A 16,791-nucleotide genomic window follows, 5' to 3' on the forward strand; every position below is an offset into this window, starting at 1 on the left:
GGACGCCCTCCGAAGGTTCAACCGGCATGCAGGCCGGGGGAGAGGGCTTTTGGGGGTAAATGCAAGGGATGGGCCAAACCCGGGACAACTTCTGTGGGAGCGAGCCTGCTCGCGATGACGGTAGATCAGTCGACATTGATGCCGCTTACAGATCGCCATCGCGAGCAGGCTCGCTCCCACAAGGGGGTGTCAGGTGTGCAGGCGAACCCAGAGGGAGACAAGCACGGTCGCCGCCATCAACCAGGCCACTGCGGCTACCGCGAGAGAAGCTTCCAGGCGCATCCGGTCCACCATCACGTAGAGCGTGGCCAGGTAGACGAAGTACGGAATGATCGACCACATGCCAAACAGGATGGTGGTCTTCAGGTCTTCCAGGGAGCGGCCCTTGCCGACGATGTAATGGGCGATCAGGGCAAAGGTAGGAAACAGCGGCACCAGGCCGGCGATGTAATAGTTTTTGGTCCTGGCCAATGCGGCGAGGATCAGCACCACCGCCGCGCCCAGTGTTGCCTTGAGCATCAGATCCATCAGTGACTCAGCCCGTACTTCTTCACTTTGTCGAACAAGGTGGTCTTGGCCATGCCCAGTTCCTGGCTGGCCTGGGTCAGGTTGCCACCGCTGCGTTGCAAGGCGTCGCCGAGCAGGTTGCGTTCGAAGGCTTCCACCGCTTCGGCAAAGGCCAGGCCCTGATTGCCGGCGCTGGCGCCGGGTTTCTTGAAGGCTGGCAGACCCAGGGCAAAGCGTTCGGCGACGTTGCGCAGTTCGCGCACGTTGCCCGGCCAGTCATGGCTCATCAGGTTGGACAGGGTCTGGTTATCCAGTTCCGGCGCGGCACGGTCGAAGCGCAGGGACGACTGCTGCAGAAAATGCTCGAACAATTGCAGGATGTCTTCGCGACGTTCGCGCAACGGTGGCAGTTCCAGGGTGACCACGTTGAGGCGGTAATACAGGTCGCTGCGAAATTCCCCGGCCTTGCTCGACTCGACGAGGTCGGACTTGGTCGCGGCAATCACCCGGCAATCGACCGCCACGCTCTGGTTCGAACCGAGTCGCTCGAGGGTACGCTCCTGCAACACCCGCAGCAGTTTGATCTGCAAGGGCAGGGGCATGCTTTCCACTTCATCGAGGAACAGCGTGCCGCCGTCGGCGTGCTCGATCTTGCCGATGCGCCGCTTGCCCGCGCCGGTGAAGGCGTTGGCTTCATGGCCGAAAATTTCACTTTCGAAAAGGTTTTCCGGCAGGCCGCCGCAGTTCAAGGCGACGAACTGCTTGCTGTGGCGACGGCTGAAATCATGCAGGCAACGGGCAACCAGTTCCTTGCCGGTGCCGGTTTCGCCTTCGATCAGCACGTTGGCTGAGGTATCGGCGACGTTGGCGATCAACTCGCGCAGATTCTGCATGGCCGGCGAGCGACCGATGATGCGCCCTTCGAGGGAATCGCGTTCGGCCAATTGCCGACGCAGCGACGTCACCTCCCGCGCCAGGCTGCGTTGTTCCAGGGCGCGGCGGGCCACGTCCACCAGACGCTCCGGGGAAAAGGGTTTTTCCATGAAGTCGTAGGCGCCTTTCTGCATCGCGCCGACGGCCATCGAGATGTCGCCATGACCGGTGATCAGCACCACCGGCAGGCTGCGGTCGCGGGCCTTGAGCCGGTTCAACAGTTCCAGTCCATCGATACCCGGCAGGCGAATGTCGCTGATGACGATGCCGGCAAAATTGTCGCCGACCCGCTCCAGGGCTTCTTCGGCGCTGCCGACGCCGATACAGGGAATGTCTTCCAGGCTCAGCGCCTGCTGGCAGCCGAGCAGCACATGGGGGTCGTCTTCGACAATCAGCACACTAAGGTCGTTGTTCATATTGGCTCGGCAGGTGTGGGGCTTACCAACGGTAAACTGAGGACGAAAGCGGTACCACCGCTGGCGGGGTGTTCGACGCCCAGGTGCCCGCCAGTGGCGGCGGCCAGGCTCGCGGAAAGCGTCAGGCCCAGGCCCAGCCCTTGTTCGCCGGGTTTGGTGGTGAAGAAGGGTTCGAACAGGTGCTTGCGCGCTTCGGCATCGATACCGTGGCCGTTGTCCCTGACGCGCAGTCGATACTTGCCCTCGAACACTTCACCTTCGAGCCACAGCTCGGGCTGCGGCTGCGCCTGCATGGCATCGAGGGCGTTGCCAATCAGGTTGACCAGAATCTGCTCCAGGCGCGTCTGGTCGATCTGCAGTTGTACGTCGTCGAAATGGTGGTGCACCTGCAGATGGGCATTTTCCACCCGGCCGCCGAGCAGTTGCAAGGCAGCCTCCACGGCTTTGCCGAGGCCAGCCTGGCCCTTGTCGTCACCGCGTCGGGCGAAGGAGCGCAGGCTGGCGGTGATCCGGCCCATGCGGTCGATCAGTTCGTTGATGGTCTTGAGGTTGGTGCTGGCCACGTCCAGTTGACCGCGCTCCAGAAAGCGTACGGTGTTGCCGGACAGGGTGCGCAGCGCCGCCAGCGGCTGGTTCAGTTCGTGGGCGATGCTGGTGGACATCTGGCCGATGGCGGCGAGTTTTCCGGCCTGCACCAGTTCATCCTGGGCGCGGCGCAAGGTCTCTTCGGCTTGACGTCTTTCGCGGATCTGGCCCTTGAGCCGTTCATTGCTGGCGCGCAGGTCGACGGTGCGTTCGGTAATCCGACGCTCCAGTTGATTGTTGGCTTCCTGCAAGGCCTCGCGGGCGGCGAGGCGGGTGGAAATCACCTTGCGCCGTTCGTTCCAGGCGATCAGCAGGAACGCCACGAGGGCGAAGGCCACCGCCACCAGAACGCCCTGATTGATCGCTTCGCGGCGCAAATCCTGCAGCGGCGTGAGCAGGGTGAAATTCCATGGGGTATCGCTTAATGGCCGGGTCTGCGCCAGATAGCTGATGTTTTCTTTATCGGAGTCCAGCTCGCTGTTGGCGGGAAAGGTCAGTTTTTCCACGCCTTCGGACAGGGTTTCCCGGGCCAGGGGTTGCAGTTCGTTCAACGGGAACCAGTAGTACTGCAGGCTGCGGGCCAGTTTTTCCTTGGTCTCGTCGCTCAGCGGCACCACGGATTTGAGTCGCCGCGCCGGGTCGCTGGACAGAATGATGATGCCGTTCTCGTCGCTGACGAAGGCTTCCAGGCGCGCCCGCTGCCAGCGCTCTTCCATGGCTTCGAGGCGAACCTTGACCACGGCCACGCCGATGATCTTGCCGTGTTCTTCCAGGCCGTGGGCCAGGTAATAACCGGGTTCGCCGTTGGTGCTGCCGATGCCATAGAAACGCCCCGGCTGGCCGCGCACGGCATTCTGGAAATAGGCACGGAAGGACAGGTCTTCACCCAGATAACTGTCGACATCGCGCCAGTTGCTGGTGGCCATGACGCGACCGGTGGTGTCCATCACGTAAATGGCCCGACTGCGGCTGCGCCGGTTCAGGCCTTCAAGGTAATCATTGACCGTTTGCCGGTGCTCCGGGGTCGGGTCGGCCAGTAACTGCGAGACACTGGATTCGAGTTCCAGCAGGCTGGGCAGGTAGGTGTATTTGCTGATTTCGCTTTCGACGGCACGGGCGTGCAGCTCCAGCTGACGCTGGCCGTTCTCGCTCAGGCTGCGAATGCCGTAGTGCTCACTGAGCCAGAAGCCGACATAACCCAATCCGATCATCAGCGCGATGATCAGCGGCGGCAGGAACAAATGACGAATCAGACGGGGTTTCACGGCGAGTGATGGCGGCGGGGCGCGATAGGGATTGGGGTCGCATTTCATCACAGATGCCTTGGGTCAACCAGCATGGCAACGTGCTTGCTCTGGTTCCTGCCGAACGAAGAACCTGTGGCGAGGGAGCTTGCTCCCGCTCGGCTGCGAAGCAGTCGTAAAACCGATGAATGCGGTGTGTCAGAAAAATTGCATTTACAGGTTTCGGGGCCGCTGCGCGACCCAGCGGGAGCAAGCTCCCTCGCCACAAGGAGCAAAGCCAGTTGCTGATTAGTGCTGCAGAATCTTGTTCAGGAAGTGCTGGGTACGCTCGGCACGGTGGTTGATGTCGCCGAAGAACTCTTCTTTCTTGCAGTCTTCGATGATTTTGCCGGCGTCCATGAAAATCACCCGGTCGGCAACTTTACGGGCGAAGCCCATTTCGTGGGTCACGCACATCATGGTCATGCCTTCGTGGGCCAGTTGCACCATCACGTCGAGCACTTCGTTGACCATTTCCGGGTCCAGCGCCGAGGTCGGTTCGTCGAACAGCATGACGATCGGGTCCATCGCCAGCGCCCGGGCAATCGCCACGCGCTGCTGCTGACCACCGGACAGTTGGCCGGGGTGCTTGTGGGCATGGGCCGAAAGACCGACGCGCTCAAGCAGTTGCAGGCCTTTCCTGGTGGCTTCTTCCTTGCTGCGGCCCAATACCTTGATCTGCGCAATGGTCAGGTTTTCGGTGATGGTCAGGTGCGGGAACAGCTCGAAGTGCTGGAACACCATGCCCACACGGGAGCGCAGTTTCGGCAGGTTGGTCTTCGGGTCGGCGATGGACGTGCCATCGACCACGATGTCACCCTTCTGGAACGGTTCCAGGGCGTTGACGCATTTGATCAGGGTCGATTTGCCCGAGCCGGACGGCCCGCAGACCACGATCACTTCGCCTTTTTTGACCTCGGTGCTGCAGTCAGTCAGTACCTGGAAGTCGCCATACCACTTGTTGACATTCTTGATAGAGATCATACGGCAAACCTTTTTTGCAGACGCTTGACCAGCTGCGAGGCGGCAAAGCTGATGATGAAGTACACGAGACCTGCGAAGATCAGGAACTCATTGGAACGGCCAATGATGTCGCCACTGGCGCGCGAGGCATTGAGGAAGTCCACCAGGCCCACCGCATAAACCAGCGACGTGTCCTGGAACAGGATGATGCTCTGTTGCAGCAACAGCGGGGTCATCTTGCGGAATGCCTGGGGCAGGATGATCAGGCGCATCATCTGGCCATAGGTCATGCCCAGCGCCTGGGCTGCTCCCATCTGGCCCTTGGGGATCGACTGCACGCCGGCCCGGACGATTTCGCAGAAGTACGCCGCTTCGAACATCATGAAGGCCACGATGCACGAGGCGAACGCGCCGATCGGGGTGTCTTCGCCGGTGATCCAGCGCAGCACGAATGGCACCGCCAGGTAGAACCAGGTGATGACCAGCAGCAGCGGGATCGAGCGGAAGTAGTTGACGTAGGCACCGGCCAGGTTCGACAGCAGTTTGCTGTGGGACAGACGGCACAGCGCCAGGAGGGTGCCGAGGATGATCCCGCCGATGACGCCCAGCGCCATCAGTTGCAGGGTCATGAGCATGCCGTTCCACAAGCCTGGCAGGGACGGGATGATGCCCGAGAAGTCGAGTTCCATTATTTACCCCCCACGGAGATCAGGCCTGGTACGGCGACTTTCTTCTCGACCAGACGCATCAGCAACATCAGGCTCATGTTCAGGGTGAAGTAAATGAGCGTTGCCAGGGTGAAGGCTTCGAACAGGTTGGCGGAGAATTCGGCGGTCTGTTTGGTCTGCGCCAGCAGCTCCATCAGGCCGATCAGCGAAGCCACGGAGGTGTTCTTGAAGACGTTCAGGAATTCCGAGGTGAGCGGCGGAATGATGATCCGGTAAGCCTGCGGCAGCAGCACGTTCCAGTAGATCTGCGGCAGCTTGAAGCCCATGGCGCGGGCCGCGGATTCCTGGCCTTTGGGCAGGGCCTGGATACCGGTGCGCACTTGTTCGCAGACGCGAGCGGTGGTGAACAGGCCCAGGCAGACGACAACGCTGAGGAAGGCCGAGGTCGTCGGGTTCAGATCCTGCTTGTACCAGTCTTGCAGGTTCTGCGGCAGCAGGTCCGGCACCAGGAAGTACCAGATGAACAGCTGAACCAGCAGCGGCACGTTACGGAAAAGCTCGACGTAGCAGGTGGCGATGCCCGATACGATGCGATTCGGCACGGTGCGCATGACGCCCAGAATCGAGCCCAGTGTGAGGGCGATGATCCAGGCCACGATGGCGATGGCGATGGTCCAGCCCAGACCGGCGATGTACCAGTCGAGATAGGTCTCGCTGCCCACGCCGGTGGACTTGAAGAACACGCCCCAGTCCCAGTTGTAATTCATTAGGGTCTCCCCTCGGATTCGATCGATGTACAAGTACCCGCCTGGGGAAAGCTCCGTTCCCGCCCGATCCGGTGACCACAGGGGTCAGTTCGATCAGGCACACGCGATCGGCTCGACAGCCACCGGTTCGAGTGCTTCCAGAAATGCCAGCAGGGAATGACAATCTCCGGAAAGGGCCGAGGCCCTCCCAGGAGATAAGGTTAGTCAGAAATCAGGATTTCTTGTCGTCAGCCGCTTTGTCGGTCGGGTTGGCGATCAGGGCCTTGAGCTCGTCGCTCATCGGGAAGTTCAGGTTCAGGCCTTTAGGCGGGATGGGTTGCATGAACCATTTGTCGTAGATCTTGTTGATCTCGCCCGAAGCGTAGGTGGCCTTGATGGCATCATCCACGGCTTTCTTGAACGGCTCGTCGCCCTTACGCACCATGCAGCCGTAGATTTCGTAGGACTGTGGCGTGCCGGTCACGGCCCAGTCATCCGCCTTCTTGGCTTTGGCGGCCTCACCGGCCAGCAGTGCGTCGTCCATCATGAACGCGACGGCACGGCCCGATTCCAGCATCTGGAAGGATTCGCCGTGGTCTTTGGCGGAGATGACGTTCATGCCCATTTGCTTGTCGGCGTTCATCGACTTGAGGATGCGCTCGGACGTGGTACCGGCGGTGGTCACGACGTTCTTGCCTTTGAGGTCATCGAAGTCCTTGTACGCCGAGCCTTTCTTGGTCAGCAGACGGGTACCGATTTCGAAGATGCCAACGGAGAAGTCAACTTGCTGCTGACGCTCGACGTTGTTGGTGGTGGAACCGCACTCCAGGTCCACGGTGCCGTTCTGCACCAGCGGGATACGGGTTTGCGAAGTGACCAGGTTGTATTTGACTTGCAGGTTAGGCAGGTCCAGGTCTTTTTTGATGGCTTCGACGATTTTCAGTTGAATATCGTGGGAGTAGCCGACCGGTTTGCCGGAAGCGTCTGCAATGTAGGAAAACGGAATGGAAGCGTCACGATGCCCGAGGGTGATCACACCGGACTCTTTGATCTTCTTCAGGGTGCCGGTGAGTTCGGCGGCGAAAACTGGCGTGCTGATCAGAGCGGCAGCAATGGCTGCGCCCAGGATATGGGGAACGATGCGCATCAAATTTTCCTCGACATTGTTTTTTTTATGGAGCCAGTTCATCGGCCCTTTTTGTGCTGCGGATGCCTGAGCTCCTGAAGTGTTGGCACCGCAGGCATTCGTCGAGGAAGTGTAGAGCATGACTCATGCCAGGCCAGGCTGAACGATTCAAGCTATTGATTTATAAGGGAATTAAATTGTTTTTCCGGATTTTTCAGCGCTAAATAATCCGGTTAACCGAACTGACCGGTGAGTCGCGTTCGGAAAACCGAATGGTGAGAGGGCGCAACCGGTAATCAGGTGTATTTGCGCTTGTCTGGCGCTGGCGGGAAGTACTGGTACAACCAGGTTTCACTCAGCGTGCGATCATGGGTGCGGATGAACAGGCGCAGTTCCACGGGATCCACACTGTCGTTGGTCGGGTACCAGTCGAACGTGATGCGGTAGCCCTTGATCTCATCGAGCACCAGCACGTTGAAGTCCTTGACCTGGCCATTCGAGCAGGTCACCACCGGCTCGATGCCCGCGCCTTCCGGCAAGCGGTCCAGGCCACCTCCGGTGAAGTCCACCGCGAAACGCCGGGCCCAAACCTCCGGGTAATGCTCGCCCGGTGCCCAGCCCTCGGTGAAACCACCCATGCCCGAACGCGTTGCGTTGACCCGCGCCAGCGGTGTGCCCACGGGTGGCAGGGCGCTCCAGTAGAGCTTGTAGCCGTAGTTCAGTGAATCACCGGGCGCCACCGGTTTTTTCGGGGTCCAGAACGCAACGATGTTGTCGAGGGTCTCGCCGGTCGTAGGGATTTCCAGCAGATCGACGGAGCCTTCGCCCCAGGCGGTGGTCGGTTCGACCCACAGGCTCGGGCGCCGGCTGTACCAGTCGACGGTGTCCTGATAACTGGCGAACTCGTGATCGGTCTGCACCAGGCCGAAACCCTTCGGGTCCTTGTCGGCGAAGGCATTGAATTGCAGGGTGGCCGGGTTGTTCAGCGGACGGCAGATCCACTCGCCGTTGCCGCGCCACATCGCCAGGCGATCGGAGTCGTGGATCTGCGGGTGAATGGTGTCGCACATGCGGCGTTCGTGGGTGCCGCAGCTGAACATGCTGGTCATTGGCGCGATGCCCAGTTGTTCGATGGCGGTACGTGCGTTGACGTGGGCATCGACTTCCATCACCACGCGCTCGGCCTGGCAGTCGATGTCAAAGCGGTAGGCACCGGTGGCGCTCGGCGAGTCGAGCAGGGCATAGACCACGAAACGGGTGCTGTCCTTGTCCGGCGTCTCGAACCAGAACTTGGTGAAGTCGGGAAACTCTTCACGCTTTTTGGCGTAGGTATCGATCGCCAGGCCACGGGCCGACAAACCGTACTGGCCAGTGGCATCCACCGCGCGGAAGTAACTGGCACCGAGAAACGACACCACGTCGTGCTTGTCCAGCTCCGGCGCCTTGAACAGCTTGAACCCGGAGAAACCCAGATCGCCGGTCAATTGTTTGGTGTCAACCGTGGTGTTCTCGTAGTTGAACAGCGACGGGCGGAAATGCACTTCACGGGCCATGCGGGTTTTCGGATCGACGCTGTACATGCGCACCGGCTGCTTGAACCCCATGCCGACGTGGAAAAACTGCACATCCAGCTGACCGTTCAATTCATTCCACAGCGAATGATTGCCGTCGTAGCGGATCGCGTTGAAATTCTGTGGGGTCATGGTCGCCAGGGTCGGTGGCAACACTTGCTTGGTGTTCTGATAGCGATTGCTGGCCAGTTGCTTGGCCTGCACTTTCAGCGACTCGAAATCGAAGGCCTGGGCTTCACCATCGGCAGCCCCGGTGGCAGCCCAGGCGCGGGCGGCGAGCAGGCCGGTGGCCGACAAACCGGTGTAGGCAGCGATGGCCATGGAGGCTTTGAGCAAATTCCTGCGGTGCATAAATACAACCTGTCGTGAACAATCCCGCGCCGTTCCTGGCACGTGCTGGATCAGAAATAGGGGTTCGGACATGCCTTCGGCCAAACGCAACGGACTTTAAACAGATGCCGAATAGCTTAAACCGTTCGATGGCAGAGCAAAATTGATTGATGGCACGACGCTAGCGCGGCAATGAAACAAGACGTGTCGGTAAAGATTTCCGACAGTGACGTCTGATTTAGAGGGCATTTCTGCTTTTTTCGACTAATTACTCTAAAAAACGCTTTTCAGCGTCCCGATACTTTCTATTCTGTGGGCATGACCGGTTTATGCCCTTCGGGCCGGTGCGATTCAGTCGGCACAAGAAGGCTGCTGAAAAGGGGTAGGGCGATGCGGTTTTTGAAGTTTTCTATGACGTAGAGAAGGACATCGTCCATGTCGAAAGTACAAGGCATCACCGAAATACTGGGAATCTTTCCGTGCCTGGGCAGCGGGCGGCGAAGGCGCCGATTGAATTCCGAAGAAATGAAACTGGTGGAGCGCTATCGCGAATTGTCGGAGAGCGACCGGATTGCGATGAGGTATCTGGTGGATGCGATGCGCAGTGTTTCGAGGTTTTAGGTAAGAGAATCAAAAGGGCGGACGATGAAGTTCGCCCTTTTGCCAATCGAATCGATTCAGCGAATTCCGGCTATTGGCAGCGGGCGTTGCGTTTGCATCAACTCAGGCATGTCCCGCCACTTGATCCAGGCGTGATGTTGGTAATGCAGCAAAGGCACCGAGACGCCTGCCCAATTCAAGGCGCTCAGGCTGGGCAGGTCTTCCGACGATGATGCCTGTGCATTGCGCAACAGGGGCACGACTTCGTTGCTCAACCATTGCCTCAGATGGCGGTTTTCCGGGATGAAATGGTGAACCAGCAGCGCGTACATGCCCGACTCGCTGACCATCAATGCATCGACGACCTTCCCGTCCTTGAGCAAACAAACGCTACGACGCTGATCGGGGTCGAGCTTCTGGATGAGGCGTTCGTTCAATGGTTTGCCCATCAGGCGGCCAAGGTCCTGAACGCAGAACCAGGCTTGATGGTCCTGGATAAGGCGTGGAGGAATCGGTTGTGGCGGGTGAAGACTGTAGGAATAAAGCAGGGATAAGTGTCAGATGGATTTGACGCGTGTCTGTGCATTGTTCGACTCCATGTTGAAAAAGAGCCGCCACTCATCCTTCGACAGATTGGGGTGGCGGACCGTGCGGCGTTCGAAGTCGGAACATTCTCGATCAACATGGAAGCCGAGAGGCCCGCGCCACACGGCCCGCCATAACACGAAACTGAAAGGCAAAAAAATGCCCCAGCTTGTATGGGGGCGCGGATGCGCCATGTTGATATGTTCCGGCTTCGACTCCGGGTCGCTGATTGTGCAGCGACGGGACAAAGCCTATCGGTCAGGCGCTCGCGGCGCCAAGTCTACTCTGGCGACGCGTGATGTAGGAATCGCGGGTTTTTCCGGAAGGCTATATCTGTAGGAGCCTTCTGTTTTTACGCAGGACGCAGGAACACGGCACCCAATGGGCAATTTATTCTTTATTTATTGGCGTCTGGGAACAGAGCAACCCTTCGACAAGTGGCGGTTGCAGAGGCTCAGGTCAGGTATTACTTTGTTCTGATTGGTAATACTCAAAGGAGAGTGGTATGTCGACCATGACCAGCAAAGGCCAGGTAACCATTCCTAAGCCCATTCGGGATGCATTGCATCTGACGCCGGGGGCGGCCGTAGAATTCAGTGTCAACGAACAAGGCGAAGTGGTGTTGCACAGTGCCAGGATCAAATCAGGCAAGGCCAATGCGCCTGATCGATTCGATGCTGTGCGAGGCAAGGCGGATATCAAATGGCGAACAGATGAACTGATGGCTTTACTTCGTGGGGACGATTGATGGTCTTGGTCGATACAAATGTACTGATCGATGTTCTGGAAGACGATCCCACGTGGGCTGATTGGTCTATCCAGCAGATGCGCGCTCAATCCCGGGTGCATGAACTGGTGATAAACCCGATTATCTACGCCGAGCTGTCTCAGGCGTTCTCAACATTTGAAGCGCTGGATGATGTGGTGAATCAACTCGGGTTGGTGATGCAGGAAGTTCCCCGACCAGCGTTGTTTCTGGCTGGTAAAGCATTCGTTCGATATCGGAAAGTGGGTGGCAGCAAGCACAATGTGTTGGCAGATTTTTTCATTGGCGCCCATGCAGCCGTGAAAAGGCTGCCGTTGCTGACACGAGATGCCAGGCGATATCGGAGCTATTTCCCTTCGGTCAATTTGATTGTTCCCGGCTGAGCTGAATCTAGCGCTCTTTTGTTTTACAGGGTCTGGCAAAGAGAGCAGAACGCTGTCCAGGCAACAGGGTTAAGGCCGCCTTCTGTAAAAGCAAAACCGCCTCCAAGGGCGGTTTTTTGTGCATCGAAACGCTCATCCAGCCACAACCGCTTTGGCCACTCGAACCCCACCCGCATCACTGCGGGCAGGGTCTTCGATCAAGGGGCAAATACCGTTACCGACTCACCTTCCAGGCATCCCCGGCAGGCGCGGTGCCGTGGTCGTACGGCTTGGCGATCCACATGTACAGCAGGCCCAGGCCAATGACGATGGCGGTGCTCAGGACCATGGCGTAGTTGATGTACCACGCAGCGTCCGGGGTACGTGGCCAGGCCATGTTGACGATGGCGCCGAGGCCATAGGCCAGTGCACCGATGTTCACCAGCCAGCCCCAGGCACCGAGGGTGAATTTGCCGCTCGGTTTCCAGCCTTTGAGTCGGGCAAACAGCGCCGCGAGCACGATCATCTGGAACGCCAGGTAGATGCCGATGGCGGCGAAGCTGACGATGGTGGCCACGGCATCCTGCAGGAAGAAGCCGAGGATGATGATGAGGGCCGGCAGGACACCGGACACGAACAGCGCAGAAACCGGAACTTGAGTCGTAGGAGAAATCTTTTTCAGCAGTCGGCTGCCGATCACCATCTCGTCACGCGCGTAGGAATACAGCAGTCGGCTCGCCGCCGCTTGCAGGCTGATGACGCAGGAGATGAAGGAAATCATGACCACGCCCATCACCACTTTCGAACCCACCGGGCCGAAGGCGTTGTTGAGGATGGTGGTGACCGGGTCCTTGTCGGTGCCGTTGATCACTGCTTGCATGTCCGGCACGGCGAGGATCAGCGCCAGGCAGGCGAACATCGCCGCGATGCCGCCGATGTAGATGGTCATGCGCATGGCCACCGGGATTTTTGCACTCGGGTTCGGCGTTTCTTCGGCGACGTCGCCGCAGGCCTCGAAGCCGTAGTACAGGAACATCCCTGCCAGCGAGGCGGTGAGGAAGGCCGGCAGGTACGAGCCGTCGACGCTGATGTCGAAGGTGTTGAGCAGCACGCTGAGCGGCTGGTGGCGTTCGAAAACCAACAGGTAGACACCGACGATCACCGCGCCGATCAGTTCGCAGAGGAAGCCGAACATGGCAATGCGCGCCAGCATCTTGGTGCCGCTGAGGTTGATCAGCGTGGCGAACAGCGTTAGGAACAGGGCGATGACGATGTTGGTGTTGTTGTTCGGTTCAAAACCCATCATGGCGGCGAGGTAAGGACCTGCACCCACGGCAACGGCAGCGATGGTCACGCACAGGGCGATGGAGTAGATCCAGCCGACCATCCACGCCCAGCGTTTGCCCACCAATCGACGGGCCCATGGGTATACCCCACCGGAAATCGGGAATTGCGACACCACTTCACCGAAGATCAGGCACACCAGCAGTTGGCCGCAACCGACCAGCAGGTAAGCCCAGAACATCGGTGGCCCGCCAGCAGCGAGGCACAGGCCGAAGAGGGTATAAACCCCTACGACCGGGGACAGATAAGTGAAGCCCAGGGCGAAGTTTTCCCACAGGCTCATGCTGCGATTGAAATTGGACGTATAACCCAGTTTACGTAGCTGCTCGGCGTCGCTATCGACCACGCCGGCAGAGAGTTCGGGTGTTGCACTCATAGTGGTTGCTCCGGAAAATCGGCAGATTTCGGATGTCCGAAACCGTGGCAGAGCCTTGGCGGCGCTGCCCGGATCGGTGGTTATTGTTTTGGCTTCTTTGGTTGGAACCTGGTGGTGCGTACTGCCGGTTTCTGCCTTGAAACCGAGGTGAGTCATTCACTGTAGGAGCAGCCGGTCGACGCTCGATTGCTCGCGAGGAACCTGAGGACACCGCGGGGCGTCAGGCTCCCCGCGTCATCGTTGACGTCCATCGCGAGCAGGCTCGCTCCTACAGGCGAAGCTGTTAATGCTTGAACATCACATGCCGCACGACGGTGTAATCCTCCAGGCCATACATGGACATGTCCTTGCCGTAGCCGGAGAGTTTCTGACCGCCGTGAGGCATTTCACTGACCAGCATGAAGTGGGTGTTCACCCAGGTGCAGCCGTACTGCAAGCGCGCCGACAGGCGATGGGCACGACCGACGTCGGCGGTCCACACCGACGAGGCCAGGCCGTAGTCCGAATCGTTGGCCCAGCCCAATACCTGCGCTTCATCGGTGAATTTGGTCACCGACACCACCGGCCCGAACACTTCGCGACGGACGATTTCGTCGTCCTGCTGGGCATCGGCCAGCACCGTCGGTTCGAAGAAGAAACCGTTGCCTTCCACCGCTTTGCCGCCGGTGATCAACCGGATGTGCGGTTGCGCCACGGCGCGCTCGACGAACCCGGCCACGCGGTCGCGATGTTGCGCGGTGATCAGTGGGCCGAGCTCGGTCGACGGGTCGTCCTGCAAGCCGTACTTGATGCTGCTGACGGCCGCGCCGAGTTTCTCGACGAACTTGTCGTAGATGCCTTCCTGCGCGTAGATGCGGCAGGCAGCAGTGCAGTCCTGCCCGGCGTTGTAGAAGCCGAAGGTGCGAATGCCTTCCACGGCGGCGTCAATATCGGCGTCGTCGAAGATGATCACCGGGGCCTTGCCGCCCAGTTCCATGTGCATGCGTTTGACGCTGTCGGCGGTGCTGGAAATGATGTTCGAACCGGTGGCGATCGAACCGGTCAGCGACACCATGCGCACTTTCGGATGGGTGACCAGCGGGCTACCCACGGTAGGGCCACGGCCGAACACCAGGTTGAGCACGCCGGCCGGGAAAATTTCCGACGCCAGTTGTGCCAGGCGAAGTGCGGTCAGCGGCGTTTGTTCCGACGGCTTGAGCACCACGGTATTACCGGCGGCGAGGGCCGGGGCGATTTTCCAGGCGACCATCATCAGCGGGTAGTTCCACGGCGCGATGGAGGCGATCACGCCCACCGGGTCGCGGCGGATCATCGAGGTGTGGCCCGGCAGGTATTCACCCCCGGCCGAACCGCTCATGCAGCGGCTGGCACCGGCGAAGAAACGGAACACGTCGGCAATCGCCGGGATCTCGTCGTTCAGCGCAGCGCTGTAGGGTTTGCCGCAGTTGTCCGATTCCAGTTTGGCCAGCTCTTCACCATGGGCTTCGATGGCGTCGGCCAGTTTGAGCAGCAGCAGCGAGCGCTCTTTCGGCGGGGTGTGTGACCAGCTGTCAAACGCGGCATCGGCGGCGCGCACGGCAGCATCGACCTGGACTTCGCTGGCTTCGTTGATTTCCACCAGCACGCGGCCCAGCGCCGGGTTGAACACGGGTTGGGCAGGGCCTTCGCCATTGACGAGCTGGCCGTTGATCAAGAGTTGGGTTTGCATGTTCTTCTCCTCTTCGGAACTGTTTGTTTTTCTGTCTGAACCGGGCCCTGTAGGAGCGAGCTTGCTCGCGATGGACGTGAACGATGACGCGTTCAGTCTGGTTGCGCGCGGTGTGTTTGAGATCATCGCGAGCAAGCTCGCTCCTACAGGGGCCGGGTTCCTCTGGTGATTCGGTTATTTGCCGCCACTGCCCGCAACGCTTTCACCGCCACGGGTCAGGTAGTAAGCGCCGAGGATCGGCAGCATGGTCACCATCATCACCAGCATCGCGACGACGTTGGTTACCGGCACGTCCCGTGGGCGGCTCAGCTGATTGAGCAGCCACAGCGGCAGGGTGCGTTCATGGCCGGCGGTGAAGGTGGTCACGATGATTTCGTCGAACGACAGCGCGAAAGCGAGCATGCCGCCGGCCAGCAGCGCCGAGCCGAGGTTCGGCAGGACGATGTAGCGGAAGGTCTGCCAGCCGTCGGCGCCGAGGTCCATCGAGGCCTCGATCAAACTGTGCGAGGTGCGGCGCAAGCGGGCGATGACGTTGTTGTAGACGATCACCACACAGAAGGTCGCGTGACCGACGATGATGGTGAACATTCCCGGCTCGATGCCCAGCGTCTTGAAGGTCGCCAGCAGCGCGATACCGGTGATGATCCCTGGCAGGGCGATCGGCAGGATCAGCATCAGCGAAATGCCTTGCTTGCCGAAGAATTCCCGGCGGTACAGCGCCGCCGATGCCAGCGTGCCAAGGACCAGGGCGATCAGCGTGGCAATCGAGGCAATCTGCAGCGACAGCTTGATCGCTTCCAGTACGTCAGGCCGCGAGAACGCCACGCCAATCCACTTCAGGGTGAAGCCCTTGGGCGGAAAGCTGAACGCCGCGTCTTCGGTGTTGAAGGCGTACATGAAGATGATCAGGATCGGGAAGTGCAAGAACACCAACCCGCCCCAGGCCGCGATTTTCAGACCGATTGAAGCCTTTTCAGAGTGCATCGAAGGCCCCCAGGCGTTTGACGATGGACAGGTAAATGGCGATCAGCACGATCGGCACCAGGGTGAAGGCAGCGGCCATCGGCATGTTGCCGATCGCGCCTTGTTGGGCGTACACCATGCTGCCGACGAAGTAACCCGGCGGACCGATCAGTTGCGGCACGATGAAGTCGCCGAGGGTCAGCGAGAACGTAAAGATCGAACCGGCGGCAATGCCCGGAATCGACAGCGGCAGAATCACTTGCATGAACGTCTGGCGCGGCTTGGCGCCGAGGTCGGCGGACGCTTGCAGCAGCGACGGCGGCAGGCGTTCCAGCGACGCCTGGATCGGCAGGATCATGAACGGCAGCCAGATATAGACAAACACCATGAAGCGCCCCAGGTGCGAGGTCGACAAGGTGCTGCCGCCCACACCGGGAATGCCCAGCACGAACTGTAAAACCGGCTCCAGGCCCAGGTGCTGCACGAACCACTGTGCTACGCCGCCCTTGGCCAGCAGCAAGGTCCAGGCATAGGCCTTGACGATGTAACTGGCCCACATCGGCATCATCACCGCGATGTAGAAAAACGCCTTGGTCTTGCCAGTGGTGTAGCGCGCCATGTAGTAGGCGATCGGAAACGCAACGATGGCGCTGGCGATCGAGACCACGATGGCCATGCTCAGGGTGCGCAGGATGATGTCGAAGTTCGATGGCTGGAACAGCGCGGCGAAGTTCGCCAGGGTCAGTTCCGGCGTGACCGCCATGGTGAAGTCATCGAAGGTGTAGAAACCCTGCCACAACAAGGTCAGCAACGAGCCCAGGTAGATCGCGCCGAACCACAGCAGCGGCGGCACCAGCAATAGCGACAGGTACAGGTTTGGCCGGCGATACAGCAGATTGGAAAACCTGTGCAACGGTGAGCCGCCCGACCGGGTTTGAGAGAGTGCCACGGTGTTCATG

General features: G+C 59.7%; 16 protein-coding genes and 1 pseudogene. 4 read left to right on the forward strand and 13 right to left on the reverse strand.

Annotation, left to right across the window (positions count from 1 at the left end; all coding sequences use genetic code 11):
• Window positions 1-189: 189 nt before the first annotated feature.
• The 8 genes from ACGJAX_RS11490 to ACGJAX_RS11525 all read right to left on the reverse strand — a co-directional run bounded on the left by ACGJAX_RS11490 (window position 190) and on the right by ACGJAX_RS11525 (window position 9,149).
• Window positions 190-519 (reverse strand): GlpM family protein, encoded by a 330-nt coding sequence (locus ACGJAX_RS11490; RefSeq protein WP_162493925.1) that lies wholly within the window; start codon window positions 517-519, stop codon window positions 190-192.
• Between the two features lie 8 nt (window positions 520-527).
• Window positions 528-1,808: a sigma-54 dependent transcriptional regulator gene (locus ACGJAX_RS11495; protein ID WP_245706672.1), complete on the reverse strand. Its 1,281-nt coding sequence runs from the start codon at window positions 1,806-1,808 to the stop codon at window positions 528-530.
• A 44-nt stretch (window positions 1,809-1,852) separates the two neighbouring features.
• Window positions 1,853-3,754, reverse strand: a complete 1,902-nt coding sequence (locus ACGJAX_RS11500; RefSeq protein WP_248914452.1) for a sensor histidine kinase — start codon at window positions 3,752-3,754, stop codon at window positions 1,853-1,855.
• A gap of 219 nt (window positions 3,755-3,973) precedes the next feature.
• Window positions 3,974-4,708 carry an amino acid ABC transporter ATP-binding protein gene (locus tag ACGJAX_RS11505; RefSeq protein WP_247257957.1) on the reverse strand — a complete coding sequence of 245 codons (735 nt, stop codon included), beginning with the start codon at window positions 4,706-4,708 and terminating at the stop codon, window positions 3,974-3,976.
• Window positions 4,705-5,376, reverse strand: coding sequence for an ABC transporter permease subunit (locus ACGJAX_RS11510; RefSeq protein WP_390958974.1), 672 nt, complete (start codon window positions 5,374-5,376; stop codon window positions 4,705-4,707). The genes ACGJAX_RS11505 and ACGJAX_RS11510 overlap by 4 nt, the downstream gene beginning before the upstream one ends.
• Window positions 5,376-6,122: an amino acid ABC transporter permease gene (locus ACGJAX_RS11515; protein ID WP_047538290.1), complete on the reverse strand. Its 747-nt coding sequence runs from the start codon at window positions 6,120-6,122 to the stop codon at window positions 5,376-5,378. The genes ACGJAX_RS11510 and ACGJAX_RS11515 overlap by 1 nt, the downstream gene beginning before the upstream one ends.
• A 211-nt stretch (window positions 6,123-6,333) precedes the next feature.
• Window positions 6,334-7,248, reverse strand: a complete 915-nt coding sequence (locus ACGJAX_RS11520) for a glutamate/aspartate ABC transporter substrate-binding protein (RefSeq protein WP_090318333.1) — start codon at window positions 7,246-7,248, stop codon at window positions 6,334-6,336.
• Between the two features lie 275 nt (window positions 7,249-7,523).
• The gene (locus ACGJAX_RS11525) at window positions 7,524-9,149 is read right to left on the reverse strand and encodes a glucan biosynthesis protein (protein ID WP_390958977.1); all 1,626 of its coding nucleotides are present in this window, start codon (window positions 9,147-9,149) and stop codon (window positions 7,524-7,526) included.
• A gap of 414 nt (window positions 9,150-9,563) precedes the next feature.
• Here ACGJAX_RS11525 and ACGJAX_RS11530 point away from each other — a divergent pair, with 414 nt between their 5' ends.
• Window positions 9,564-9,749, forward strand: a complete 186-nt coding sequence (locus ACGJAX_RS11530; RefSeq protein ID WP_247257953.1) for a hypothetical protein — start codon at window positions 9,564-9,566, stop codon at window positions 9,747-9,749.
• Between the two features lie 56 nt (window positions 9,750-9,805).
• Here ACGJAX_RS11530 and ACGJAX_RS11535 read toward each other — a convergent pair.
• Window positions 9,806-10,314 (reverse strand): annotated as a pseudogene (locus tag ACGJAX_RS11535) (Bro-N domain-containing protein).
• Window positions 10,315-10,818: 504 nt separating this feature from the next.
• On the opposite strand from ACGJAX_RS11535, the gene ACGJAX_RS11540 reads away from it, so the two are divergent.
• Both ACGJAX_RS11540 and ACGJAX_RS11545 read left to right on the forward strand, forming a co-directional pair.
• Entirely contained in the window at window positions 10,819-11,061 is a 243-nt protein-coding gene (locus ACGJAX_RS11540) for an AbrB/MazE/SpoVT family DNA-binding domain-containing protein (RefSeq protein WP_248914456.1), read from the forward strand.
• Window positions 11,061-11,462 (forward strand): type II toxin-antitoxin system VapC family toxin, encoded by a 402-nt coding sequence (locus ACGJAX_RS11545; protein WP_248914457.1) that lies wholly within the window; start codon window positions 11,061-11,063, stop codon window positions 11,460-11,462. The genes ACGJAX_RS11540 and ACGJAX_RS11545 overlap by 1 nt, the downstream gene beginning before the upstream one ends.
• A gap of 214 nt (window positions 11,463-11,676) precedes the next feature.
• Here ACGJAX_RS11545 and ACGJAX_RS11550 read toward each other — a convergent pair whose 3' ends face one another.
• Together ACGJAX_RS11550 and ACGJAX_RS11555 are read right to left on the reverse strand one after the other, a co-directional pair.
• A complete protein-coding gene (locus ACGJAX_RS11550) occupies window positions 11,677-13,161 on the reverse strand; it encodes an amino acid permease (RefSeq protein WP_390958979.1) in 1,485 nt (494 codons plus the stop codon).
• A 283-nt stretch (window positions 13,162-13,444) separates the two neighbouring features.
• Entirely contained in the window at window positions 13,445-14,869 is a 1,425-nt protein-coding gene (locus ACGJAX_RS11555) for a gamma-aminobutyraldehyde dehydrogenase (RefSeq protein WP_090316780.1), read from the reverse strand.
• On the opposite strand from ACGJAX_RS11555, the gene ACGJAX_RS11560 reads away from it, so the two are divergent.
• Window positions 14,868-15,038, forward strand: a complete 171-nt coding sequence (locus ACGJAX_RS11560) for a hypothetical protein (RefSeq protein WP_247257949.1) — start codon at window positions 14,868-14,870, stop codon at window positions 15,036-15,038. The two genes, ACGJAX_RS11555 and ACGJAX_RS11560, sit on opposite strands and share 2 nt — an antisense overlap.
• Before the next feature lie 5 nt (window positions 15,039-15,043).
• Here the strand turns inward: ACGJAX_RS11560 and ACGJAX_RS11565 are convergent, their stop codons facing one another.
• Both ACGJAX_RS11565 and ACGJAX_RS11570 read right to left on the reverse strand, forming a co-directional pair.
• Entirely contained in the window at window positions 15,044-15,853 is an 810-nt protein-coding gene (locus ACGJAX_RS11565; RefSeq protein ID WP_390958982.1) for an ABC transporter permease subunit, read from the reverse strand.
• Window positions 15,843-16,790: an ABC transporter permease gene (locus ACGJAX_RS11570; protein WP_247257947.1), complete on the reverse strand. Its 948-nt coding sequence runs from the start codon at window positions 16,788-16,790 to the stop codon at window positions 15,843-15,845. Before ACGJAX_RS11570 ends, ACGJAX_RS11565 begins: the two co-directional genes overlap by 11 nt.
• Between the last annotated feature and the right edge of the window lies 1 nt (window position 16,791).

The organism is Pseudomonas moorei, assembly GCF_042846945.1.
GTDB lineage: Bacteria > Pseudomonadota > Gammaproteobacteria > Pseudomonadales > Pseudomonadaceae > Aquipseudomonas > Aquipseudomonas moorei.